The sequence below is a fragment of the Marinimicrobium sp. C6131 genome (assembly GCF_026153455.1).
GTDB lineage: Bacteria > Pseudomonadota > Gammaproteobacteria > Pseudomonadales > Cellvibrionaceae > Marinimicrobium.
The window spans coordinates 1,643,458-1,666,797 of record NZ_CP110629.1; the positions used below are offsets into that span (position 1 = coordinate 1,643,458).

General features: G+C 60.2%; 20 protein-coding genes. 6 read left to right on the plus strand and 14 right to left on the minus strand.

Annotated elements, in window-relative coordinates:
* Nucleotides 1–100 precede the first annotated feature (100 nt).
* From recO to OOT55_RS07005, 8 genes are all read right to left on the minus strand, one after another.
* Nucleotides 101–820 (minus strand): DNA repair protein RecO, encoded by a 720-nt coding sequence (gene recO / locus OOT55_RS06970; RefSeq protein ID WP_265368388.1) that lies wholly within the window; start codon nt 818–820, stop codon nt 101–103.
* A gap of 15 nt (nt 821–835) precedes the next feature.
* Complete coding sequence (era, locus tag OOT55_RS06975; RefSeq protein ID WP_265368389.1) at nt 836–1,735, minus strand: GTPase Era; 900 nt, start codon at nt 1,733–1,735, stop codon at nt 836–838.
* A 3-nt stretch (nt 1,736–1,738) separates the two neighbouring features.
* Nucleotides 1,739–2,443, minus strand: a complete 705-nt coding sequence (gene rnc, locus OOT55_RS06980; protein WP_265368390.1) for a ribonuclease III — start codon at nt 2,441–2,443, stop codon at nt 1,739–1,741.
* Nucleotides 2,443–2,859 carry a DUF4845 domain-containing protein gene (locus OOT55_RS06985; protein WP_265368391.1) on the minus strand — a complete coding sequence of 139 codons (417 nt, stop codon included), beginning with the start codon at nt 2,857–2,859 and terminating at the stop codon, nt 2,443–2,445. The genes rnc and OOT55_RS06985 overlap by 1 nt, the downstream gene beginning before the upstream one ends.
* A 31-nt stretch (nt 2,860–2,890) precedes the next feature.
* Complete coding sequence (gene lepB / locus OOT55_RS06990; protein ID WP_265368392.1) at nt 2,891–3,772, minus strand: signal peptidase I; 882 nt, start codon at nt 3,770–3,772, stop codon at nt 2,891–2,893.
* A gap of 22 nt (nt 3,773–3,794) precedes the next feature.
* Nucleotides 3,795–5,594, minus strand: a complete 1,800-nt coding sequence (gene lepA / locus OOT55_RS06995; protein ID WP_265368393.1) for a translation elongation factor 4 — start codon at nt 5,592–5,594, stop codon at nt 3,795–3,797.
* 184 nt (nt 5,595–5,778) lie between these two features.
* Complete coding sequence (locus OOT55_RS07000; protein WP_322113834.1) at nt 5,779–7,170, minus strand: DegQ family serine endoprotease; 1,392 nt, start codon at nt 7,168–7,170, stop codon at nt 5,779–5,781.
* A gap of 154 nt (nt 7,171–7,324) precedes the next feature.
* Nucleotides 7,325–8,260 (minus strand): OmpA family protein, encoded by a 936-nt coding sequence (locus tag OOT55_RS07005; RefSeq protein WP_265368394.1) that lies wholly within the window; start codon nt 8,258–8,260, stop codon nt 7,325–7,327.
* Between the two features lie 125 nt (nt 8,261–8,385).
* Between OOT55_RS07005 and pyrC the strand changes: the two genes are divergently transcribed.
* Nucleotides 8,386–9,441, plus strand: a complete 1,056-nt coding sequence (pyrC, locus tag OOT55_RS07010; RefSeq protein ID WP_265368395.1) for a dihydroorotase — start codon at nt 8,386–8,388, stop codon at nt 9,439–9,441.
* A 35-nt stretch (nt 9,442–9,476) separates the two neighbouring features.
* Nucleotides 9,477–10,115, plus strand: coding sequence for a ribonuclease T (gene rnt, locus OOT55_RS07015; protein WP_265368801.1), 639 nt, complete (start codon nt 9,477–9,479; stop codon nt 10,113–10,115).
* Between the two features lie 41 nt (nt 10,116–10,156).
* Here rnt and OOT55_RS07020 read toward each other — a convergent pair whose 3' ends face one another.
* Complete coding sequence (locus OOT55_RS07020) at nt 10,157–10,291, minus strand: hypothetical protein (protein WP_265368396.1); 135 nt, start codon at nt 10,289–10,291, stop codon at nt 10,157–10,159.
* Nucleotides 10,292–10,469: 178 nt separating this feature from the next.
* Here OOT55_RS07020 and OOT55_RS07025 point away from each other — a divergent pair, with 178 nt between their 5' ends.
* Nucleotides 10,470–11,291 carry a universal stress protein gene (locus OOT55_RS07025; protein WP_265368397.1) on the plus strand — a complete coding sequence of 274 codons (822 nt, stop codon included), beginning with the start codon at nt 10,470–10,472 and terminating at the stop codon, nt 11,289–11,291.
* A gap of 166 nt (nt 11,292–11,457) precedes the next feature.
* Here OOT55_RS07025 and OOT55_RS07030 read toward each other — a convergent pair whose 3' ends face one another.
* Both OOT55_RS07030 and purL read right to left on the minus strand, forming a co-directional pair.
* Complete coding sequence (locus tag OOT55_RS07030; RefSeq protein WP_265368398.1) at nt 11,458–12,117, minus strand: DUF3313 family protein; 660 nt, start codon at nt 12,115–12,117, stop codon at nt 11,458–11,460.
* A 16-nt stretch (nt 12,118–12,133) separates the two neighbouring features.
* A complete protein-coding gene (gene purL, locus OOT55_RS07035; protein WP_265368399.1) occupies nt 12,134–16,000 on the minus strand; it encodes a phosphoribosylformylglycinamidine synthase in 3,867 nt (1,288 codons plus the stop codon).
* A gap of 314 nt (nt 16,001–16,314) precedes the next feature.
* Between purL and mltF the strand changes: the two genes are divergently transcribed.
* Together mltF and OOT55_RS07045 are read left to right on the plus strand one after the other, a co-directional pair.
* Nucleotides 16,315–17,799, plus strand: a complete 1,485-nt coding sequence (mltF, locus tag OOT55_RS07040; protein ID WP_265368400.1) for a membrane-bound lytic murein transglycosylase MltF — start codon at nt 16,315–16,317, stop codon at nt 17,797–17,799.
* Nucleotides 17,800–17,851: 52 nt separating this feature from the next.
* Complete coding sequence (locus OOT55_RS07045; protein ID WP_265368401.1) at nt 17,852–18,478, plus strand: IMPACT family protein; 627 nt, start codon at nt 17,852–17,854, stop codon at nt 18,476–18,478.
* Between the two features lie 37 nt (nt 18,479–18,515).
* Here OOT55_RS07045 and OOT55_RS07050 read toward each other — a convergent pair whose 3' ends face one another.
* Nucleotides 18,516–19,718 carry an MFS transporter gene (locus tag OOT55_RS07050; protein ID WP_265368402.1) on the minus strand — a complete coding sequence of 401 codons (1,203 nt, stop codon included), beginning with the start codon at nt 19,716–19,718 and terminating at the stop codon, nt 18,516–18,518.
* The gene (locus tag OOT55_RS07055; protein WP_265368403.1) at nt 19,715–19,885 is read right to left on the minus strand and encodes a rubredoxin; all 171 of its coding nucleotides are present in this window, start codon (nt 19,883–19,885) and stop codon (nt 19,715–19,717) included. Before OOT55_RS07055 ends, OOT55_RS07050 begins: the two co-directional genes overlap by 4 nt.
* A 94-nt stretch (nt 19,886–19,979) precedes the next feature.
* Between OOT55_RS07055 and OOT55_RS07060 the strand changes: the two genes are divergently transcribed.
* On the plus strand, nt 19,980–21,785 hold the full coding sequence (locus OOT55_RS07060) for an ABCB family ABC transporter ATP-binding protein/permease (protein WP_265368404.1): 1,806 nt from the start codon (nt 19,980–19,982) through the stop codon (nt 21,783–21,785).
* 7 nt (nt 21,786–21,792) lie between these two features.
* Here the strand turns inward: OOT55_RS07060 and traF are convergent, their stop codons facing one another.
* The gene (gene traF / locus OOT55_RS07065; RefSeq protein WP_265368405.1) at nt 21,793–23,274 is read right to left on the minus strand and encodes a conjugal transfer protein TraF; all 1,482 of its coding nucleotides are present in this window, start codon (nt 23,272–23,274) and stop codon (nt 21,793–21,795) included.
* Nucleotides 23,275–23,340: the final 66 nt, after the last annotated feature.

Genomic DNA, 23,340 nt, shown 5'->3' on the forward strand with positions numbered 1-23,340 from the left:
TCCGTTTAGGAGCAATTCAAGCTACGCCCCGTCCTACCACCTGTCAATCGATTGTTTTCCGGCCTCGCCATCATGCCCTGGCCCTGGCATCAGACGCTTATCAGGCCGGGCGGAACAGGTCCCGACTTTTCAATGGCTTACTCCCCAACAGCGGATGCAGCATCAATCGGCTGAGGCGTTTGGCGGTCATCAGGGTTTGGGGCTGTGAAAAGTCGGCCCGGGCGCACGCCAGCAGATCGGCCCCGACAAACAGCTTCGGCGTTTCCTGCGGGTCACGGCTGCTATAGGTGGGAATGAAACCGGCCTCCGGGTCGAAGCGGTAAAGTGCCTCGGCCCGCACCGGTTCGCCGGTGTCCGCCTCCTCGGTAAAGCTGATTCCGTAACCCAACCCGTCCAACAGACGCCACTCGAACTGGCGCAACACCGGCTCGGGCGAGGCATCCGCCAGATTGGTGGACAGGGCGTTCATCGTCCAGCGGTAATCGTCAAACAGATCGGGGTTGGGATCCTGCTCCCCGAGCAGGCGCACAATCAGCTCATTGACGTAAAAGCCACTATAGAGCGACAGGCCGACCAGCCGGTGGCCGATACCATCCGCCTCCACCGCCGTGAGGGTTTTCAGGCTGCTCTTGCCACTGAGCGAGACCAGGATGGGAATGAACGGGTTGAGCAACGGGCGGCGCTGGCTTTTCCCCCGGCGCACCCCTTTGGCGACGGCGCCGACCCGGCCAAGATCCGGCGTCAACAGGTCCAGCAACAGGCTGGTATCCCGGTAAGGACGGGTATGCAGCACATAGGCGGGCTGGAACTCTATGCGCATATCGCGCCCCCGCCTTTACAGGTCGTCGTAACCCAGGCTGCGCAGGGCGCGGCTGTCATCGGACCAGCCCGACTTCACTTTGACCCAGAGCTTGAGCATCACTTTCTGATCAAACAGCTTTTCCATATCCAGCCGGGCCTGTTGACCAATCTGCTTGATACGCTCGCCGCGTTCGCCGATCAGAATGCGCTTCTGGCCATCCCGCTCCACCAACACCACGGCGGAGATATGCAGAATCCGGCCCTCGTCTTTGAACTCTTCGATTTCCACCGCCATCTGATACGGAAGCTCATCACCCAACTGGCGGGTGATTTTCTCACGCACCATTTCCGCCGCCATAAAGCGCGAGCTTTTGTCCGTGAGCTGGTCTTCCGGAAACAGGTGTATCCCTTCCGGTAACCGCTCCACAATCAGGGCTTCGAGCCGATCCAGGTTGGTGTTGCGCAACGCGGACAGCGGGATCATTTCCGCCTGGGGAAACCGCTCGCTCAACGTCTGCAGGTGCGGTAACAGGGTGTCTTTCTGTTCAATTTTGTCGACTTTGTTGATGGCCAGAATCAGCGGGCAGGAGAGATTTTCCAGCCGCTGCGCCACCATCTCATCCTCCTCGGTCCAGGCCAATCGGTCCACCAGGAAAATCACCACATCCACATCCTTGATGGCCGTGGTGGCCGCCTGATTCATATAGCGGTTGATGGCCTTGGTTTCCGCCCGGTGCAGGCCCGGCGTGTCGACAAAGACGATCTGGGTATCGCCTTCGGTCTTGATCCCCTGCACATTGTTGCGGGTCGTCTGGGGCTTGCGGGAGGTGATGCTGACCTTCTGGCCGAGCATATGGTTGAGCAGTGTGGATTTACCCACATTGGGACGGCCCACAATGGCCACATAGCCGCAGCGTTGCTTTGAATCTGTCATGGCCTAACCCTTACGCTTCGGTTTGAGGGTGATGTTCTGCAATTTTTCCAGCATCTCGGCGGCGGCCTGTTTCTCGGCCACCCGCCGACTGCTGGCCTGAGCCCGGACGGTTTCCTTGATGGGCGTCACCCGGCACTCGATCGTGAACTGATGCGCATGGGCCTCGCCTTCCACCTCGACCACGTCGTACTCGGGCAGGGGCAGCTTGTGCGCCTGCAGAAATTCCTGCAGACGGGTCTTGGCGTCTTTGGCGGGCTGAGCCAGCGAAAGCGCCTGCAGGCGGGGCTGGTACCAGGCATTGACCCGTTCGGCACAGACCTGAAAACCGGATTCCAGATAGATGGCCCCGATCAGGGCTTCCACCGTATCGGCGAGAATCGACTCGCGACGGTGGCCACCGCTTTTCATTTCACCCTCGCCCAGACGCAGACACTCGCCAAGCTCGAATTCACGAGCCAGTTCGGCCAGGGTTTCCCCTTTGACCATCTGGGAGCGCAAACGGCTCAACTGCCCTTCCCTTGCCTCGGGAAACTGGTGATAGAGCGCCTCGCCGATAATGAAGTTGAGGATCGAGTCGCCCAGAAATTCCAGGCGCTCGTTATTGCGGGCACCGTGACTGCGATGGGTCAGTGCCAGATCAAGCTGTGCCGGGTCACGAAACTCGTAACCCAGGCGAGCCTGCAAGCGTTGTTTGAGAAGGTCGGACACTAATTACCACTGTTGCTTTCTAGGGGTTTACAGCACCGTTCAGGGGCGGAGCTGTCGAGCTGGTTATTGAAGGTAAATACCAGATCGATGTTATGAATAAAGGGGATTCGCTCTTCATAGGCGATGGTGATCAGCACCCGGCTTGAGCGCTTGTCAATATCGATATTCCGGCGGCCTTCGGTAGTCACGTTGTTAACCGTATAGAACTTGGTGAGCCGGGAGCGAATCTCTGATGGGCTCATGCTGAACAGGTCGTTATTGTTTCGGGCCAGTGACTTGAGCGCCGAGGTAATGTAACGGTTTTCCGCGTAAACCGGTACGACCTTGAATGCGGTAAACAATACGGCCACGGCGACCAGCACCACAAACACAAACCCAAGGGTGGAAATGCCGCGTTGAGACTGTCGAAGTTGCATGCGTACGCCCTCTTTGGTGAACGCCTAACGGTTAATGGATTGCCCCGGCCCGCTCGAAGCTCGGCACACTGAACAGGGAGTCCCAGTGCATCCAGATGGCAAATGCCTTGCCCACAATCGCGTCTTCCGATACGAAACTCAGATCCGGGCCGCTACCGCGATTCAGCTCGTTCCAGCCCCGGCTGTCGTGACTGCCATCCCGGTTATCCCCCATCATGAAGTAGTGCCCCTCGGGCACCACCCAAGAACCGTACTGACTGTAGCGGCTGGGTTCCAGATGCTTGCGCACAGTATAGGTGTTATCGCCCAGGGTTTCCCGCACCACACGATAGGCGGGTCGGGCGGATCGATTGACGTCAATCACCTCCTCTTCCACCGGCTCTCCATTGATGGTCAGCTGGTGGTCGATATAGGTCACCGTATCCCCGGGCAGCCCGATGACCCGCTTGATGAAATAGGTCTCCGGCTGGTGGGGTGGAAAAAACACCATCACCTCACCACGCTCAGGCTTGTTGACCGGGATCACCTCGGTGTTCAATACCGGAAGCCGGATTCCATAGGTGAACTTGTTCACCACGATAAAGTCACCCACTTCCAGGGTGGGCTCCATGGAACCCGAGGGAATCTGAAACGGCTCGGCAATAAAAGAGCGCAGTACAAACACCAGCGCCAACACCGGGAAAAATGATTTGGAGTATTCGACCCAGACCGGCTCTTTACCCGCGGCGTCACGCGCTTGCTGGTAGGCTTCTTTTTGGTGTTTATCCGCCAGGTTGGCACGTTCAAACTGCTTGTCTACCGCATCAAGCTTCTGCTTGCGCGGCTTGGCCAATACCAGTGCGTCATACAACCAGACCAGGCCTGTGACGAACACCGCCAAGGTCAGGATCAAGGGTAGATTAATGCTGCTCATAAGCGTTCCCTGATTATGGTTATCAGTTATCGACCTTCAACACGGCCAGGAAGGCGTCCTGGGGAATTTCAACCCGGCCAACCTGTTTCATCCGCTTCTTACCGGCTTTCTGCTTTTCCAGCAGCTTTTTCTTGCGCGACGCATCGCCACCGTAGCACTTCGCCGTCACATTCTTGCGCAGTGCTTTCACCGTGGAGCGGGCAATGACGTTGCCACCAATGGCCGCCTGAATGGCGACATCGAACATCTGCCGGGGAATCAGTTCTTTCATTTTCTCAACCAGCGAGCGGCCGATGCTCTGGGAATGATCCCGGTGCACAATCAGCGCCAGGGCATCGACCTTATCGCCGTTGATCAGCACATCCAGACGCACCAGATTGGCGGGCTCAAACCGGTCAAAGCTGTAATCCAACGAGGCAAAACCCCGACTGGCGGATTTCAGCCGATCGAAGAAGTCCATCACCACTTCGTTCATGGGCATGTCGTAACGCAACGTGACCTGGGTGCCGGTGTACTGCATGTCTTTCTGCATGCCGCGTTTTTCGCTGCACAGGGTGATCACATTACCGAGATACTCCTGGGGCACCAGAATGTTGGCCTCGACAATCGGCTCGCGCATTTCCTCGATTTCGCCCGGATCGGGCAGGTTCGAAGGGCTGGAGACGTACAGCGTCTCGCCTTTGGTGGTGAGCACTTCGTAAACCACCGTCGGAGCCGTGGTAATCAGATCCAGGTCGTATTCCCGTTCCAGCCGCTCCTGGATGATTTCCATGTGGAGCATGCCGAGGAAGCCGCAGCGGAAGCCGAAACCCAGCGCATCGGAGCTCTCCGGTTCAAAGAACAGGGACGCATCGTTCAGGGTCAGTTTGGACAGCGCCTCGCGGAAATCCTCAAAGTCGTCGGCATCGACCGGGAACATGCCGGCGTACACCTGGGGTTTGACCTTCTTGAAACCGGGCAACGCCGGGGTTTCCGGGGTACTGGCGTGAGTCAGGGTGTCCCCGACCGGGGCACCGAGAATGTCCTTGATGCCGGCGATCACAAAACCCACTTCCCCGGCCTTGAGTTCCTTGAGCTTGGTCAGCTTGGGATTAAACACGCCAACGCTGTCCACCACGTGGGACTTGCCAATGGACTTGGTGATGATCTTGTCTTTGACCTTGAGGGTGCCCTGCTTGACCCGCACCAGCGAAACCACGCCCATGTACTTGTCGAACCAGGAGTCGATGATCAATGCTTGCAGCGGGGCATCCACATCCCCTACCGGCGGTGGCACCAATCTCACCAGTTCCTCCAGAACGTCCTCAATGCCCATACCGGACTTGGCGCTACAGCGCACCGCCTCGGTGGCTTCAATGCCGATGATGTCTTCAATTTCCTGGGCCACGCGCTCGGGCTCGGCCTGGGGCAGATCCATCTTGTTCAGTACCGGAATCACTTCCAGTCCCTGCTCAATGGCGGTGTAACAGTTGGCCACCGACTGGGCTTCCACCCCCTGACCGGCATCCACCACCAGCAGCGCCCCTTCGCAGGCAAACAGGGAACGGGAGACTTCGTAGGAAAAGTCCACATGCCCCGGGGTGTCAATAAAGTTGAGCTGGTAGGTTTTGCCATCGCGGGCCTTATAGCTCAGGGTCACGCTCTGGGCCTTGATGGTGATGCCCCGTTCGCGCTCCAGGTCCATGGAGTCGAGCACCTGCTCGGCCATCTCCCGATCGGTCAGACCGCCACAGACCTGGATGAAGCGGTCGGCGATGGTGGATTTACCGTGGTCAATGTGGGCGATGATGGAAAAGTTGCGGATATGGCTGAGATCAGTCACTGGGCGTCAAATTCTTAGGTTGGTGCAGTTGGCAAAACGGCGGGAGGAGCCGGGCGCCCTGTGGGGGGCACTACCGAAGCCCGATGGAGCCGCCGGACAAAGGCGGCCAGTTTAGCGTATTTGGCAGACCCCGGCTATGGGGAGCCCGGCCTGCCAGCCCGTCCCTGGACCCGTTTGTGCAGGGCTACTCAATCCGCAGGGTGGTGAACGCCGGTTGCCCGTCGCGCAGGAAGCGCACCGCTACCGGCTTGTCTTTGGGCAGGTCGCCGATCAGGGCCCGATAGCGACTCACCGAGTCCACCTTGTCGTAGCCCAGTTGCGTAATAATGTCGCCGGGGCGCAACCCGGCACCGGCGGCGGGGCTGCCCCGAGTGACGCGGGTCACCAGCACACCGGTCTCCTGGGCGTCGGAGGGCAGCGCTTCGACTGTCAGGCCGAGCGGATCACCGGAAGGAGAGGCGTCGGGGCCACGGCTGGCCACCTGCCCATCGTGATCCGGTAGCAGGCCGATTTCCACATCGATGGTGCGCTCATCGCCCCGCCTCATCACCACGACGGGCACTTCCGAGCCGGGCTCGGTGCGACCCACCAGCGGGGGCAGATCACCGGACTCACCGATGGTGCGACCGTCGTACTTGAGGATAATGTCGCCCACTTCCAGACCGGAGCGGGCCGCCGGGCCCTCGGGGTCCATGTTGGAAATCAGGGCGCCGGTGGCCCGACGCAGGCCGAACGACTGGGCCAGGTCACGGTTGACGGGCTGAATCACTACGCCCAACCAGCCGCGTTCCACCCGGCCCTTGCTCTTCAACTGCGCCACCACCTCCTTGGCCAACCCCGCCGGAATGGCGAAAGACAAGCCGATGGAGCCGCCGGAGCGGGTATAAATCTGGGAATTGATGCCCACAACCTCGCCGTCGAGGTTGAACAGCGGGCCACCGGAGTTGCCCGGATTGATCGCAACGTCCGTCTGAATAAAGGGCACATAGGTATCGTTGTTCGGGCCGGGAATGCTGCGGCCAATGGCGCTGACGATCCCGGAGCTGACCGAGTAGTCCAGACCAAAGGGCGAGCCGATGGCTAACACCCATTCTCCGACCTTCACGCTATCGGAGTCCGCAAAGCGCAGATACGGCAGATCGTCGGCATCCACCTTTAACAAGGCGAGATCGGAGCGGGCGTCGTAACCGACCACGTCGGCAACGTATTCACGCCGATCGATCAAACGGACGTAAATATCATCGGCGTTTTCGATGACATGGTAGTTAGTCAGGATATATCCATCCTCGGAGATCACAAACCCGGACCCCATGGAGCGAACGTCCCGCTCCTGCGGCATGCGCCGCTCAAAAAACTCCCGGAAGATATCCGGAATATCCTCCTGATAGGGGACCCGATTGCCGGTTTCGACGCGGCCCTGGGTGGTAATTTTGACCACAGCGGGAGAGTGCTCTTCCACCAGCTCGGTGAAGTCCGGCAGATTGCGTGCCTGTGCCGGTAGTGCCAGCGCCAGCATGCAGACCAGGCTCATCAGATAAACCGCCAGTGGCGAACGGGAAACCTTCATATGGGGCATGAACCATTCCTCTCAGGTCAATAACAGTAAACGCAAGGGATAGAGCCAGCTTTGACTGACGCTGGCGTCATAAATTCCATGGATCGTGACAACGACCTGTCAGGAACGACAATGAGGGCGGATATCGAAAGGTCAAGGGCAGTACGAGAGGCATTCAATCCCGCTGGACGGACAGTCGCTCATCCCGACGCTCGAGGCGAATGGTAACGCGTCGATTTTCGGCGCGCCCTTCCGGATCGCGATTCGAGCCCACGGGGTAGCGCTCGCCATGCCAGCGCGTGATGATCTTGCGCTCGGGGACGCCGCGCTCAATCAGGTATTGCGCCACCATTTCCGCCCGCTCCCGGGACAGTTCAAGGTTTTCGGCCCTGAGGCCAACACCGTCGGTATGGCCATCCACATAGAAATGGGTAATCCGCTCATCGGCAGACGCATACAGCGCAATGCGATCCAGCTTCTCCAGTTCGGATTCGGGAAGATCGGCGTACCCTGCGGGAAAGTACAGGGCGTTGCGCTCCACCTGATCGAAATTGACCGGCAACAACCCGGACAGGCAGTCATTGAACCCGTCCAGGGCCTCGCGAAAGCCCACCGGCTCTAGCACAATCTCCGCAGCCTGGGCCCGGCCATCCCAGGGCGCATAAGAGATGATCAGTCGACGCCCCGTGCGCAGCTCCGCCGCCAACCGCTGGGAGCGCTGCCAATCCACCGCCAGCGGTTGATCGCCCGCCTGCACCGAGACGGCTTCCAGTGCTTCTGGTTGGGCCGTTTCGCGCCACTCGGGGTGTTCTGCCCGGATCCGGGCCTCGCCGCTTGCCAGATGCCGGTTGGCCTGCTGCAGGACAAAGCGCTGCGCCTCGCCCGCCCGGCGGGTAAATACCGCGCTGCCAAACCGGGGAATCGACTGAACCAGACGACACTCGAACACCGAGGCGTCCAACTGCCAACCAGCCTCGGCTACCGGACCGCGAAACTGCTCGGCTCGCGCCCCACCCACCAGCGAACATACCAACAGCAGACACCACAGTGGTGCCCACCGAATGTTCTCGCGGTATTCCGGGATAATACGGGGCCCTGGAGGCATCATCATGGGTTATGGCTCATTGGCTGACTCACACTCATACCGTCCTTATCGGCACCGGATAGCTGCGCTTTAACGGCAATTTTGGTAGCATGCCCGCTCTTTAGCCCGATTCCAGCCTTACGACGGTGTCCATGACTCAGCAACTGACCCTTACCCGCCCCGACGACTGGCACATTCACCTGCGCGACGGCGACGCCCTGCCACGCACCGTGAGCGATGCGGCCACGCAGTTCCAGCGCGCCATCGTCATGCCCAATCTGGTGCCGCCGGTGACGACCGCCGAAGCGGCCATCGCCTACCGGGATCGCATCCTGGCGGTGCGGCCGGTCGGCAGTACCTTTGAACCGCTGATGGTGTTGTACCTGACCGATAACACCACACCCGCCGACATTCGCGCCGCCAAGGCCGCCGGCGTCGTTGCGTGCAAACTCTATCCGGCTGGCGCCACCACCAATTCCGACTCCGGTGTGACGGATATTGACGGGCTCTACCCGGTTCTGGAGACCATGGAAAAAGAAGGGCTGCGCTTTCTGCTGCACGGTGAGGTGACCGACGCCGAGATCGATATTTTTGATCGTGAGCGGATATTCCTGGAGCGCACCTTCAGCCGACTTGTTGCGGACTTTCCCGCACTGCACACGGTGTTGGAGCATATCACCACAGCCGACTCAGTGGACTTTGTCCAACAGGCCGGAGATCGCGTTGCCGCCACCATCACGGCCCACCACCTTCGCTACAACCGCAACCATATGCTGGCGGGCGGCATTCGGCCCCACTATTACTGCCTGCCGATTCTCAAGCGCAATCGCCATCAGCAGGCCCTGATCGAAGCGGCCACCAGCGGCAGCCCCAAATTTTTTCTGGGCACTGATTCGGCCCCCCACGCCAAGGGGCGCAAGGAAGCCAGTTGCGGTTGCGCGGGTTGCTACACGGCCTACTCGGCGATGGAGCTCTATGCCGAGGTATTTGAAGAGGCGGATGCCCTGGATAAACTCGAAGGGTTTGCCAGCCATTTCGGGCCGGATTTCTACGGCCTGCCCCGCAACGCCGACACCATCACGCTGACCCGGACCGAGTGGCAACTCCCGCAAACGCTGCCCATGGCGGATACCGAACTGGTGCCACTCGGGGCCGGCGAGACGCTGCGCTGGAAACTCACCTCCACCCGGACCAAGGGGGCGGCGTGAATCAGCCGGAAGCCGCCAAAGACCCGAATTCGCCCATGGCCAGCCGCTTCCGCGGCTATCTGCCCGTCGTCATTGACGTCGAGACCGGGGGGTTCAACGCCGCCACTGACGCCCTACTGGAAATTGCCGCCGTCACCCTGACCATGGACGACGACGGCACGCTGCGCCCGGACGAGACCTTCGATTTTCACGTGGATCCCTTTGAAGGGGCGAATATTGAACAGTCGGCGCTGGATTTCACCGGGATTGATCTGGAGAGCCCGGATCGGCCCGCCGAGCCCGAATCCATGGTGATGCCGGACCTGATGCAGGCGATACGTCGGGCGGTGCGCGCCCACGGCTGTACCCGCGCGGTCATGGTGGCGCATAACGCGCATTTCGACCTGGGATTTGTCAACGCCGCCGTGGCACGCTGCAATATCAAGCGCAATCCTTTCCACCCATTTTCCTGTTTTGATACCGCCACTCTGGCCGGGCTGGCCTGCGGCCAGACCGTGCTGGCCAAGGCCTGTCGGGTGGCCGGCATCGAATTCAGCAACAGCGCTGCGCACAGCGCCGGCTACGACGCCGAAAAAACCGCCGAACTGTTCTGCTACATCGTCAATCAGTGGAAGCAGTTGGGGGGCTGGACCCCGCCTATGCCGGGTGAGCCCCAGGGCACCGAACAGGCCTAGGGGTCCGATTCCCCTGGGCCTGATGCCACCCGCCAGCCCGCTTACCGCTGTTGTGGCGGTTGATTCGATTGACCACTGTTGCGCCGGCGGCGCTCCTCTTCTTTGCGCTTGCGGGACTCATGGCTCGCCTTGACCCACTCATCTGACCGTCGCTGCCACTGTTTGTCATTCGGCATGGTGCTCATCTCCTGAGATATCGGGGAACTTTGTCTCCATGGTAATCCAAATTCGTTGCTAACCCCATGACCCCCGGGGAAAAATTATCTCTGTAAAAACGTTTCTCCGATTGCTATGCTTAGGGTTTAACACTAAAAACAATCAAGGTATCGAATTCGAACCACAGCAGGAGCCACTATGACGACCCCTCAGCAGAAAATTTTTGTCGTTGTCGACCCCAACGACGAGCAGCACATCGCCCTGGAGCGCGTGGCGGTAACCGCCAAGCTGCTTGATGTAAAGCCCTACGTTTATGTCTTTGTCGCCGTCGACGGTGACGCGGTGGATACCCGGGCCAGCAACGACAAGCTGTTCCGGGATCAGCGCTGGTTCGACGCCATGATCAAGAAACCGCTGGAAGACGCCGGCATCGAATACCTGATCGAAGTCTCCTGGTCCAGCGAGTGGCAGGCCTCCATCATGCAGTCCGCCAAACGCTTTGGCGCCGACCTGATTTATCTGCCAGTCCACGCCAAGGTGAACTACACCCGCTTCACCTTTACCGAATCCAAGTGGGAGCTGCTCAAAGGGGCGCCCTGCCCCGTGGTGCTGATCCGTCCGGGCGCCAAAGAGGCCCGCAAGGTCATTCTGGCGGCAGTCAACTTCCAGGCGCAGCGCAATGTGCAACGCGAGCTGAATAAAATCATTCTGGAACAGGCACGCCATTACGCCCAGCTTTACAATGCCGAACTGCACGTTGTGAATGCCTACCTGGATTCCATGAACTATCCGGATCGCGGCCGACTGGTACGTGAAACCGGCCTGGAGCAGGATCGTATTCACGTGAACAATGGCTATACTTCAGAGGTCGTTGCCCAGGTGGCGGACGAGATCAACGCCGACCTGGTGGTGATGGGGACGCTGGGGCAGAACGGTATGACCACCTCTCGTCGCGGTAACACCGCCGAGCGCCTGATTGCGGCGCTGGATGACGATGTGATGGTGATTAACCACGAGTAAGGTTCAAGGCCACACCTTGGTTACGGCGGATGCGCGCTTCGCGCTCCGAAACGTCGGACCGATCCGCCCTACGAATACGAATAGCACGGAGTTCGCGTAGGGCGGATCGGTCCGACGCATCGGAGCGAAGCGCATCCGCCGTAACAGTCTCGCTTATTGACCTCCCCTACTGACGCAACGCGTCCAACTCCTCCCGAAACCACTTCATCCATTCGAGAAACGCCCTCTGCACCTGCATGGCCGTCAGGGGACTGTTGCGCTCGTTCAATGAGCGATCGATCGGTTGGCGGCTGGTCATGGTGGCCACCAGATCACCCGACACACTGTCGTACAGATCCAGCGTCAGCAACATCACGATGGTGCCCCGCGGTGCCCCGGAACCTTCCTCCGGCGCCTGAACCGCCTGACGCAGCTGCCCCCGGACCTCCAGCACACTCGGCCCGGGATCCATGGCCAGCGCATAGTCGCCGCGCATCACCAGAGTGTGCACCAGCGACTCGGTGTAGGTCTGGCGGAAAAACTGGCGATCGTTGCGGTTAAGGTCTTTGAGAGGCAGCTCCCGACCGGCCGGGCGCCACTGATCCAGATTCAGCGCCGGCACCCTCAGGGAGTTATAGCCGCTGAAATCCACCCCCGGCACCACAAATACACCGTCCAGCGCGGGGTCGTCCAATGTGGCCACCAGGGCGTCGTCCTCGCCGGCATCACCCGCCGACTCGGCACGCTCACGCTCATCGGATTCCGGCGTACTGGCGCAGCCCACCATCAGCAGGCTTAGAGCCAGCAAGCCCAGCCAGCGAGGACCACCGGAAATACGACGCTGCATAACTCCCCTCTTCTGATCAGTCTACAAAGACCCGGGCATTGCGGAACATACGCAACCAGGGGCCGTCATCGCCCCAACTGTCCGGATGCCAGGAGTTGGTCACCGAACGGAATACCCGTTCCGGGTGAGGCATCATGATAGTGACCCGCCCATCGCGACTGGTCACCCCGGTAATGCCTTTCGGCGATCCATTCGGGTTGGCCGGGTAGCGCTCGGTCACCGCCAGGTGATTGTCGAGATAGCGAAGGGATACCAGGCCACTGGTATCACACTGTGACAACTGATCGGCGGAAAATTCCGCCCGACCCTCGCCATGGGCCACCGCCACGGGCAGATGGGAGCCGGCCATCCCCTTGAGCAACACCGACGGTGATTCGTCGATACGGACCAGGCTGACACGCGCCTCAAACTGTTCGGAACGATTGCGCACAAAATGCGGCCAGTGCTCGGTACCCGGTATCAGGGACTTGAGATTGGACATCATCTGGCAACCGTTACACACCCCCAGACTGAACGTATCCGCCCGCTCAAAAAAGGCGGCAAACTGGTCCCGGGCGCGCGCATTGAACAGAATGGTTTTGGCCCAGCCCTCACCGGCACCCAGCACATCACCATAAGAGAATCCGCCACAGGCCACCAGCCCTTTGAACTCCTCCAGCGAACGACGGCCGGAGAGAATATCGCTCATGTGCACATCCACCGCCTGGAAGCCGGCCCGGTCAAACGCCGCCGCCATCTCCACCTGACCGTTGACGCCCTGCTCTCGCAGCACGGCAATGGCGGGACGCACACCGGTGTTGATATAAGGTGCCGCCACATCCTCCGCGGGATCAAAGGTCAACTCGGCACTCAGCCCCGGATCCTCACTCAGTAGTTGCTCAAACTCCTGACGGGCGCACTCGGGGTTATCCCGAAGGGCCTGCATACGGTAGCTGGTTTCTGCCCACAGGGTCTGCAGAATCGCCCGTGACTGATCAAAGATCAGTTCACCGTCGGCTTTCAGGTGCACCCAGTCTTCATCGTTGGGCTGACCAATGACGGTGGCGGGCACGCCGGCCTGCTCAAAGCGGGCCAGCACGGCATCACGGTCTTCGCGCCGGACCTGCAATACCGCACCCGGCTCTTCACTGAACAGCGCGGCCAGCGCGTCGTCACCCAGCCCGGTCAGGTCCGCATCCAGGCCGCAGTGACCGGCGAAGGCCATTTCCACCAGGGTCGCAAACAGGCCACCGTCACTGCGGTCGTGGTAGGCCAACAGCTGCTCCTCGGCCAGACTGACCTGAACCGCGTTGAAAAAGCCTTTCAACTGCTCGGCGCTGTCCAGGTCCGGAGACTGTTCACCCATCTGGTTATAGACCTGCGCCAGAATGGAACCGCCCAGGCGATTCTTGCCGTTACCCAGATCCACCAGAATCAGATCGGTGTCACCTTTATCCAGACGCAATTGCGGGGTGACGGTCTGGCGGACGTCCAGCACGGGAGAGAACGCCGAGATCACCAGCGACAGCGGCGCGGTCACGGCCTTCTCCTTCCCTTCTTCCTGCCAGGCGGTGCGCATGGACATGGAGTCCTTACCCACCGGAATGGTGATCCCCAGAGCCGGGCACAACTCCATACCCACCGCCTCGACGGTGCGGTACAGCTTTTCGTCCTCGCCTTTATGGCCCGCCGCGCACATCCAGTTGGCGGACAGCTTGATGTCAGACAGCTTCTCAATACGGGTCGCGGCAATGTTGGTGATGGCCTCGGCAATGGCCAGCCGGCCCGAGGCAGGCGCATCCAGCAACGCCACGGGGGTGCGTTCGCCCATGCTCATGGCTTCGCCCCGGTAACTGTCGTAACTGACCGTGGTCACCGCGCAGTCCGCCACCGGTACCTGCCAGGGGCCGACCATCTGGTCCCGGGCCACCATGCCAGTGACCGAGCGGTCGCCAATGGTGATCAGGAAATTCTTGCTGGCCACCGCCGGGTGCTTGAGCACCCGTTCGGCCGCCTCATTGATATCCAGCTCTGAGGTGCCGAAGCTCTGGGTGGCCGCCTGGTAACGCTCGGCGCTGCGATGCATTTTGGGCGGCTTGCCGAACAGCACCGACATGGGCAGATCCACCGGCTTGGCATCAAAGTGTTTGTCATTCACCAGCAGATGCTTCTCGCTGGTCGCCTCACCCACCACGGCGTAGGGGCAGCGCTCGCGCTGGCAGATGGCTTCAAAGCGCTCCAGGTCTTCGGGCTGAATGGCGAGTACGTAGCGCTCCTGGGATTCATTACACCAGATCGCCAACGGGCTCATGCCCGGCTCGTCGTTGGGCACATTGCGCAACTCAAAGGCACCGCCACAGCCGCCGTCTTTCACGAGTTCGGGGAACGCATTGGACAGGCCGCCGGCCCCCACATCATGAATAAAAGCGATGGGGTTCCGGGCGCCCTGCTGCCAGCAGCGGTCAATCACTTCCTGACAGCGACGTTCGATTTCCGGGTTCTGCCGCTGCACGGAGGCGAAGTCCAGATCCTCGGTAGAGCTGCCGGAATCCATGGAGGACGCCGCGCCACCCCCCAATCCGATCAACATGGCCGGACCGCCGAGCACGACCAGCTTGGCCCCGGCATTAAACGGCGGCTTGTCGACGTGTTCGGTTTTGATGTTGCCGTAACCACCGGCCAGCATGATCGGCTTGTGGTAGCCGCGACGCTCGCCGTCAAAGTCATCTTCGAAGGTCCGGAAGTAACCATTGATGTTGGGGCGGCCAAATTCGTTGTTGAACGCGGCCCCGCCAATCGGCCCCTCCAGCATGATATCCAGGGGGCTGGCAATACGGCCGGGGCGACCGTAGCTCTGCTCCCAGGGCTGCTCAAAATCGGGAATCTGCAGGTTGGAGACCGTGAACCCGTTCAGACCCACCTTGGGTTTGGAGCCGCGGCCCACGGCGCCTTCGTCCCGGATTTCACCACCGGCACCGGTACCCGCCCCCGGGAAGGGGGCAATGGCCGTGGGGTGGTTGTGGGTTTCCACTTTCATCAGCAGGTTGATCGGCTCTTTGTGAAAACCGTAAGTCTGGGACTCCGGGTCCGGGTAGAAGCGCCCGGCTTCCGGCCCCTCTACCACCGCCGCGTTATCGGCATAGGCGGACAACACCTGCTCGCCGCCCTGCTCATAGGTGTTCTTGATCATCTTGAACAGACTGCGCGGCTGGTCTTCGCCATCCAGCGTCCAGGAAGCGTTGAAAATCTTGTGACGGCAATGCTCGGAGTTCGCCTGGGCGAACATCATCAGCTCCACATCCACCGGGTTGCGGCCCAGTCCCTGGAAGCTTTCCACCAGGTAATCAATTTCATCATCGGCCAGCGCCAGACCCAGCTCCCGGTTGGCGGCCAAGAGGGCCTCCCGACCACCGGAGAGAATATCCACGCTGGTTTGGGGCGCCGGTTTCTGTTTCTGGAACAGACGACTGGCCTGCTCCAACTCGGACATGACCGTCTCTACCATGCGGTCGTGCAGCAGCTCGGCAATGGCCGAGTGATCCGTGTCGCCAAATTCACCGTTTACATAGAACGCCGTGCCGCGCTCCAGTCGGCGAACCTGCGTCAGGCCGCAGTTGCGGGCGATATCCGTGGCCTTCGACGCCCAAGGCGAAATAGTACCGGGACGAGGCACCACCAGAAACAGTTGGCCGTCGTGGCCCGCCTCGGTTTCCGGCTTGGGACCGTAGGTCAGCAGTTGAGCCAACGTCTGCTGCTGGTTGTCCGACAGGGGACTGTCCAGGTCGGCAAAGTGCACATATTCGGCGCTCAGGCCAGTAATGGCGGGAACCCGGGCCTGCAGGGTGGCCAGGAGTTTTTCGGAGCGGAAAGACGAAAGTGCGGGGGCGCCGCGCAAAATCAGCATGTCGATCAGGACCTCAGAGGTTCGGAGGGTTTTGAAGAGGGCGCAATTGTACTTGAAATGTCCGTCAATGGCAGCTCTTACCGGCCGCCAGCCTCGCAGGCTCGCTGGAACCGTTCGTCGGGAATCTGGCACCAAAGTCGACACAGTGCGCCTGATCGGCTAAAATTTGAGCAGATGCCGAGCCCATTAACCCATTTTTGATCAGAAAACAAGCTAGCAGTTCACAGCCACAAGCTTTAGAATTGCGCAAATTTTGCACGGGTCAGATGGGATCTGGCGCCATATCCGAAACCCTCGGAGAGGAGAAGCCGTAAATGGAAGTCCGCAAAACCCCCCGCCTTATCCAGGCGGCCGCCAAACATCTTTTCAGCCTGACGGTCATCAGCGTCAGCCTGCTCCTGGTCGGCAGCAAGCTGCCCACGACCCTGGAGCGCGTCTATGCGCTGGGCGAGCTGCGTGTGGTATCCCGCAACGGCCCCACCACCTACTATGAAGGCCCCCACGGCCAGACCGGTTTTGAATACCTGCTGCTGCAACAGTTCGCCAATGAACTGGGTGTGCGCCTGGTCATTGAAGACGAGGAAAGCCTCGACACCATGCTCAACAAGGTGCGTGGTGGTCAGACCCATTTTGCCGCGGCCGGGCTGAGTATCACCGAGCGTCGTCGTCAGCGGGTGCGCTTCAACCAGCCTTATATGACGATTCGTCAACAGGTGTTGTATAACAGCCGAAACCCGGCGCCCCGCTCGGTAGAGGACCTGATTGGCAAAGACATTCTGGTGATCGCCAACTCCTCTCACGCCGAGCGTCTGGAGGCGATCAGGACCCACTATCCCGCCCTGAGCTGGCGCGAAGCCTCGTCCGTCGAAATGATCGACCTGCTGGAAAAAGTCCACAGTGGCGAGGTGGACTATGCCGTCGTGGACTCCAATGCCTATGATCTGAACCGGCACACCTTCCCCCGGGCTCGCGTGGCATTTGACCTGGGGGCGCCTCAGGAGTTGGCCTGGGCCTTTCCCCGCAGCCGGGACGAAAGTCTGTACCGGGCCGCCGAACAATACCTGAACCAAATCAAAGAGGACGGCACACTCGCCGCCATCAGCGAGCGCTTCTACGACCACATTGATGAGGTCACCACCGGCGGTGCCCTGCTTTTCTCCTACCGGCTGGAAAAGCGCCTGCCGCAGTGGCAGACCCTGCTGCAGGAAGCCGCCGACGAGTTTGATCTGGACTGGCAACTGCTTGCCGCCATCAGCTATCAGGAAAGCCACTGGAACCCCAACGCCCGCTCCCGCACCGGTGTACGCGGCCTGATGATGCTGACCATGGCCGCCGCCAGCGACATGGGCATTGAAAATCGGATCGACCCCAAGCAGAGCATTCACGGTGGGGCCAAGTACTTCCGCAACCTCTACGATCGGCTGCCGGAACGCATCCAGGGGGAAGACCGCACTTGGCTGGCACTGGCGGCCTACAATGTGGGCATGGGGCACCTGGAAGACGCCCGCAAGATCACCCAGGCATTGGGTGGCGACCCGGACCGCTGGGTCGATGTACGCGAACACCTGCCGCTGCTCGCCAAGCGTTCCTACTACAAGTACACCAAGCACGGCTACGCCCGTGGCTGGGAGCCGGTGACCTACGTGCGCAATATCCGCAATTTCTACAGCATCATCGCCTGGCATCAGCAGCAGGAACAGCGGCAGATTGCCGCACAGGAAGCGGAAACCGAACAGCAACGCATCCAGCGCAAAGTCAGCAGTAACCGTGCGTTGAACATGCCCTTGTCAGTGCTCTGAGTCCGTCACTGACGGCAACCGGCGCGAGCGCCATTTGTGGTTTAATGGCGCCATGAACGAGACTCCTCCCCTACAATCCCCCTATCGGGTGCTGGCCGAACCCTGCCAGCACACGCTGGAAGAAAAGCGCAGCCTGTTCCACACCTACCTGTTTCCGGTTCAGGCGCGCGACCAGGCACTGGCCCATGTCGAGGCCCTGCGCCAGTCCCAACCCGGCGCCTCACACTATTGCTGGGCGTATATTCTGGGCCCGGCGGACCAACCGCGCAGTCAGGCGTTCAGCGATGACGGAGAACCTTCCGGCACGGCGGGAAAACCCATGTTGCATGTACTGACCCAGCGCGGCGCAGGCGATACCCTGGCGGTGATTGTGCGCATTTTCGGGGGCGTGAAGCTCGGCGCTGGCGGGTTGGTGCGCGCTTACGGCGGTGCGGTATCCCAGGCGCTGGATCTCGCCCAGTGGCGAGAGATCACCCCGAGCACCGAGATCACCATTACCGTGGACTTCGCCATGGAAGAACGGATTCGACACTGCGCCCAACAGCGCAAGCTGACGGTTATTGATGTCGACTACCAACAACAGGTTCGCCTGACGCTCGCCGTGCCCCAGGCGGAGCTGGATGCGCTGCGCGATGAGATCCAGCACCTGACCAGCGGCCAGTTTCAATGGCACCACTGATCAGCGCCCGATCTGGTTCGGCACGCTCCCGGTAACTTCAGGTAGAGGCTACCGGCGTTGACGATCGCAGTTGCCAGACACACAGGGCCACCACCACGGCCATGATCAGCGGCACCATGGCCAGGTTCAGCACCACCCATCCCCACAGGTGAAACAGCGTACCCGCCAGTAGAGAACCGATAGCCACCAGCGACAGGACGATCAGGTCATTGACACCCTGAACCTTGCCCCGCTCGGACTCGGAGTGAGAGCCGGCCAGCATCACGCTGCCGCCGACAAACAGAAAGTTCCAACCGATCCCCAGCAACACCAACGCCACCCAGAAGTGGGCGAACTCCGACCCCGAAGCCGCCGTTGCGCTCGACAGCAACAGTGCCCCGGCGCCGGCCATCAACACCCGGTAAAGCCCCAACCGGGCAATCAGGCTTCCGGTGAAAAACGACGGCACAAACATGCCCAGCACATGCCACTGCATGATGGTGGCCACCTGCCCCATCTCGAACCCTTTGGAGAGCATGGCCAGAGGCGTCGCGGTCATGACCAGAATCATGATCGCGTAGCCGACCGCACCAGCCAATACAGCCACCTGAAAGCGGCCCTGCCCGGCAATGTCCCTCATGGGCCGCACCACGTCGTCGGAGTGGGGCTCACCCTGAGGCGGTACGCGCAATAGGGCCAATAGCAGGCTCGCCAGCAACGCGAGCAACGCCATCACCAAATAGGGTCCACCATCGGGTACCGAGGTCAGCCACTCATAGTTGGCGCTGGCATTCCACGGGCCGAGAAAGGCCGCCGCCACACCCCCGGCCATGACCCAGGAAATGGCGCGACTGCGCATCGCCGGACGAGCCACATCCGCTGCGGCAAACCGGTAGTACATGGCAAAACCCTGATACAGCCCCACCAGAAAGTTACCCAAGCAAAAACCGATGAAGGTGCCCTCCGCAATGGACCAGAATGACAGCAGGCTGCCCGCCAATCCCCCCAGCAGTGCCCCCACCAGAAAGCCCGGTCGGCGCCCAACCCGTTTCATGAAGAGCGACGCTGGCAAGGTGGAAAGCACTGCGCCAACCATGGTCAGGGCAATAGGCAATGTGGCCAGTGACGGGGTGTCGCTCAGTCGGCCACCGACCACGCCACTGAGCGTCATCACGGTAATGGCCGCCACCATAAACAGCGTCTGGTTGATCACCAAAATCGCAATATTGAGTATTTCCCGGCGTGTATCAGTTCCTGTCACTCGTCAATCTCCACCATCTCAAAGTCCTGTTTGCCCGCACCGCAGTCCGGACACTCCCAGTCATCCGGCACATCCGCCCAGCGGGTCCCGGGGGCTATGCCATCGTCGGGCCAGCCCTCCTGTTCATCGTAAATGAAACCACAAATCAGGCATTGCCACCGTTTCATACCGCCTCCGGTCTTTATGTCTAACCCTACGAGATTTTTCACGCTCAAGCTGGCATCATGCGCGCTAACCCGGTCACCCGAAGAGAGTTCCCGAATGCACCGCCCGTACGGACCGACACCGCCCCGAGACGCCAGCATACCCCGCCTGAACCTGCGTGAAGTATGGGGCTATTTATGGCCCTACCTCTGGGACTTCAAAGGGCGGGTGATCCTGGCCATTATGGCATTGCTGGCTGCCAAAGGGGCGACGCTGGCCATGCCCTGGGCACTCAAGCATATCATTGATGGCGTAGACCGGAGCCTGCAGCCCGAACTGGTACTGCCTCTTGCCTTTCTCCTGTTCTACGGCTTTTTGCGCTTTGGTGGGGTGTTTTTCGGAGAGCTGCGGGATGCCATTTTCAGCCGGGTCACCGAACGGGCCATGCGCCGGATCGGGCTCAGGGTGTTTGAACACCTGCACCGGCTGGAGCTGAACTTTCATCTGAGCCGACAGACCGGCGGCATCAGCCGGGATATTGAGCGGGGCACCAGTGCCATCAGTTTTCTGATGCGCTTTCTGATGTTCAACATCGTCCCGACCCTGTTTGAAATCGTCATGGTCGCCGCCATATTTACCTTGGCGTTCTCCGTCTGGTATGCCCTGATCATTCTTGTGGCGGTGGTCATCTATATCGGCTTTACTGTGGTCACCACCGAGTGGCGCACCCGCTTTGTGCGCGAGGCGAACCAGGCCGACTCCTCCACCAATACCCGCGCCGTCGACAGCCTGCTCAACTATGAAACGGTCAAGTACTTCAATAACGAAGCCTTTGAAGCGCGGACCTACGACACCTTTCTGGAGCACTGGGAGAAAGCCAAACTCAAAAACCGCCTGTCACTACTGGCATTGAACTCCGGGCAGGCATTGATTATCGCCGCCGCCATTACCGGGATGATGATCATGGCTACCCAGTCGGTCATCGACAAGACCATGACGCTGGGCGACCTGGCCATGGTGAACGCCTATATGATCCAGTTGTTCATTCCCCTGAACTTTCTCGGTTTTGTGTATCGGGAAATGCGCCGGGCCCTGACGGACCTGGAAAACATGCTGGGCCTACTGCAGCGCGAACCGGGCATTGAAGATGCGCCCGAGGCTCGCGAGCTGACGGTGCCGCGAGGCGAGGTGCGGTTTCACCAGGTGTCGTTTGGCTACCACACCGACCGGCCGATTCTGAAAGGCTTGGACTTTCAGGTGCAGGCCGGGCAGCGGGTGGCCATTGTCGGCGCATCGGGGGCCGGTAAGAGTACCATCGCCCGGCTGCTGTACCGGTTTTATGACATCGATGAAGGCCGCATCACCATCGATGGTCAGGACATCCGTGAGGTGACACTGGACAGTCTGCGCCGCGCCATTGCCATCGTTCCCCAGGATACGGTTCTGTTCAATACCAGCATCCGCGAGAACATTGCCTACGGCAATCCGTCGGCGTCGGAGGAGGCCATTGATCGGGCCATTCGCATGGCGCACCTGGACGGCTTTATTGCCGCCTTACCCAAGGGTGATCAAACGATGGTTGGAGAGCGGGGACTGAAAGTCTCCGGCGGCGAAAAACAGCGCATCGCCATTGCCCGGGTGCTGCTCAAGGGGGCACCCATTCTGATTTTCGATGAGGCCACCTCCGCCCTGGACTCCCACGCGGAAGCGGCTATCCTGGCCGCCATGCGGGAAGTCTCTTCCGGACACACCAGCCTGGTTATCGCCCACAGGCTGTCGACCATCGTCGACGCTGACACCATTCTGGTTCTGGACGAGGGCCGGCTGGTAGAACAGGGGTCCCACGATTCGCTGCTGGCTCACGACGGCCGCTACGCACAGTTGTGGAGGCTGCAACAACAATCCGCATCCGCAGATTCATGAGCACACCCTAAAACGACAGTCCCGCCTGCAAGGCAAGCCCCCATTCATCACCGTTGGTGCTCTTCGCAGCGCCGATATCCAGATGGGCGCGCCGCCCGCCCAAACCCAACCCCACGGAGGGCAGGGTTTCAGCATCAACCACGTTGTGCCGTAAGCCTGCGCGCAGCGCCGTGTTACGCCATAGAAACCATTCGGTTCCCACACTCAGGTACTGCTTGTCGGGATCGAACCCCAGAGGTTCATTGCGCGTGAGGTCCCAATCCACACTAATCCGGAAAGGCTCCGTTCGGAAGCCAAGCCCCACCCGGGCAACCGGACGTTGGCGTATACGGTCACCCAACGCCGTTGTGAAATCATGAGGCACCAAATTGCGGACCACCACTCCCCACTGCCAGGGCCCGGGTAAGTCATGAACCAGCCCGGCATCCATATTAAAGCGGGTGTATTCGCGCCGGTGAACCTCCTCGCTGTAAACGTCAAGCTCAAACTCATTGACCGGTTGCTCAAAATGAATCGTAGTGAAGTGCACCTGTTTTAAGGTAATGCCGAAGTGCAAACGATCGCGCCGATCAATCAGAAAACTACGAGCGACGCTGAGTGCCTGTTCAGTTACCTCAGCGCCCCGACTTTCGATGGTCGAATAAAACTCCTGCGGCAAAGGCTCTCTCAGGTAGTCCTGAACACCCTTGCCACTGGTCTGGTCCGCAACAGCGTCATCGTAGAGCGCGTCAAAATCCACGTATTCATTCAGGGCCCGAACGGCATCCCAAAGCCGCTGGACCTGAGCAACGGCCTGCTCAAGCGTCAGGGATTCGGAGTTTTCCGCCATGGCTTCGGTGGCCATCACCTCATCCAGGAGATCGGCAAAACGGTCCACGGTGTTGGTCACCCGATCGATGCTGGCGTTGTCCCGCTCGGAAACCCGCACCATGCTCCCCATCACCAAAAACTGCCGGTGATAACCACCAATAGCCCACTGACCCGCAGGGTAGCCAAATGAAGCGCCATAAGAGGCACTGACCCGTAGAGGTTTGTCAGAGAGGTGATTGATATCGCGCTGAACATTCCGAATGCTTGTGGTCGCCTCTCGAAGCTCGGCACCCGATTCAAAATCCGGTGTGTCGAGCACGACCGACGACATGATCAGTTCTTCAAGATCGACGCCTTCATAACGGTCCGAAAATTCATCCGCCGCCTGCAGAAAGTTGTCGCGATCAAGCAGTCGTGCCCCGATATAGGTGTGGGCGTGCAGTCGCGACAGACGCTTGGGGTCGTGGTTGATCAACAGCGCGGGGTTAAACAGACTCGCATTGTGTGAGCGCGCCGTCACCACGCCGGTGCCCGCCATCGACAGTGAGCGTGCATCAAAGGAGAGAAATGAAATGGCATTGGCACTATTGCCCCACATTCCCAACACCATCGTCCATATGACCGCATACTGCGGTGCTTTGCGCCCGACGTTCGGGCGCTGTCCCGTTTCGAGCATCATGCCCTTCCTACTGATTGAATCCTGAAATTTAGTGGTTCCAACTTAACCGCAGAAGCCTTGCAAACG

What these genes read in the sequence shown, in the direction of transcription:
- recO (WP_265368388.1), bottom strand. Translation starts at nt 820, where the DNA reads ATGCGCATAGAGTTCCAGCCCGCCTATGTGCTGCATACCCGTCCTTAC.
- era (WP_265368389.1), bottom strand. Translation starts at nt 1,735, where the DNA reads ATGACAGATTCAAAGCAACGCTGCGGCTATGTGGCCATTGTGGGCCGT.
- OOT55_RS06985 (WP_265368391.1), bottom strand. Translation starts at nt 2,859, where the DNA reads ATGCAACTTCGACAGTCTCAACGCGGCATTTCCACCCTTGGGTTTGTG.
- lepB (WP_265368392.1), bottom strand. Translation starts at nt 3,772, where the DNA reads ATGAGCAGCATTAATCTACCCTTGATCCTGACCTTGGCGGTGTTCGTC.
- OOT55_RS07000 (WP_322113834.1), bottom strand. Translation starts at nt 7,170, where the DNA reads ATGCCCCATATGAAGGTTTCCCGTTCGCCACTGGCGGTTTATCTGATG.
- OOT55_RS07005 (WP_265368394.1), bottom strand. Translation starts at nt 8,260, where the DNA reads ATGATGATGCCTCCAGGGCCCCGTATTATCCCGGAATACCGCGAGAAC.
- pyrC (WP_265368395.1), top strand. Translation starts at nt 8,386, where the DNA reads ATGACTCAGCAACTGACCCTTACCCGCCCCGACGACTGGCACATTCAC.
- rnt (WP_265368801.1), top strand. Translation starts at nt 9,477, where the DNA reads ATGGCCAGCCGCTTCCGCGGCTATCTGCCCGTCGTCATTGACGTCGAG.
- OOT55_RS07020 (WP_265368396.1), bottom strand. Translation starts at nt 10,291, where the DNA reads ATGCCGAATGACAAACAGTGGCAGCGACGGTCAGATGAGTGGGTCAAG.
- OOT55_RS07025 (WP_265368397.1), top strand. Translation starts at nt 10,470, where the DNA reads ATGACGACCCCTCAGCAGAAAATTTTTGTCGTTGTCGACCCCAACGAC.
- OOT55_RS07030 (WP_265368398.1), bottom strand. Translation starts at nt 12,117, where the DNA reads ATGCAGCGTCGTATTTCCGGTGGTCCTCGCTGGCTGGGCTTGCTGGCT.
- purL (WP_265368399.1), bottom strand. Translation starts at nt 16,000, where the DNA reads ATGCTGATTTTGCGCGGCGCCCCCGCACTTTCGTCTTTCCGCTCCGAA.
- mltF (WP_265368400.1), top strand. Translation starts at nt 16,315, where the DNA reads ATGGAAGTCCGCAAAACCCCCCGCCTTATCCAGGCGGCCGCCAAACAT.
- OOT55_RS07045 (WP_265368401.1), top strand. Translation starts at nt 17,852, where the DNA reads ATGAACGAGACTCCTCCCCTACAATCCCCCTATCGGGTGCTGGCCGAA.
- OOT55_RS07055 (WP_265368403.1), bottom strand. Translation starts at nt 19,885, where the DNA reads ATGAAACGGTGGCAATGCCTGATTTGTGGTTTCATTTACGATGAACAG.
- OOT55_RS07060 (WP_265368404.1), top strand. Translation starts at nt 19,980, where the DNA reads ATGCACCGCCCGTACGGACCGACACCGCCCCGAGACGCCAGCATACCC.
- traF (WP_265368405.1), bottom strand. Translation starts at nt 23,274, where the DNA reads ATGATGCTCGAAACGGGACAGCGCCCGAACGTCGGGCGCAAAGCACCG.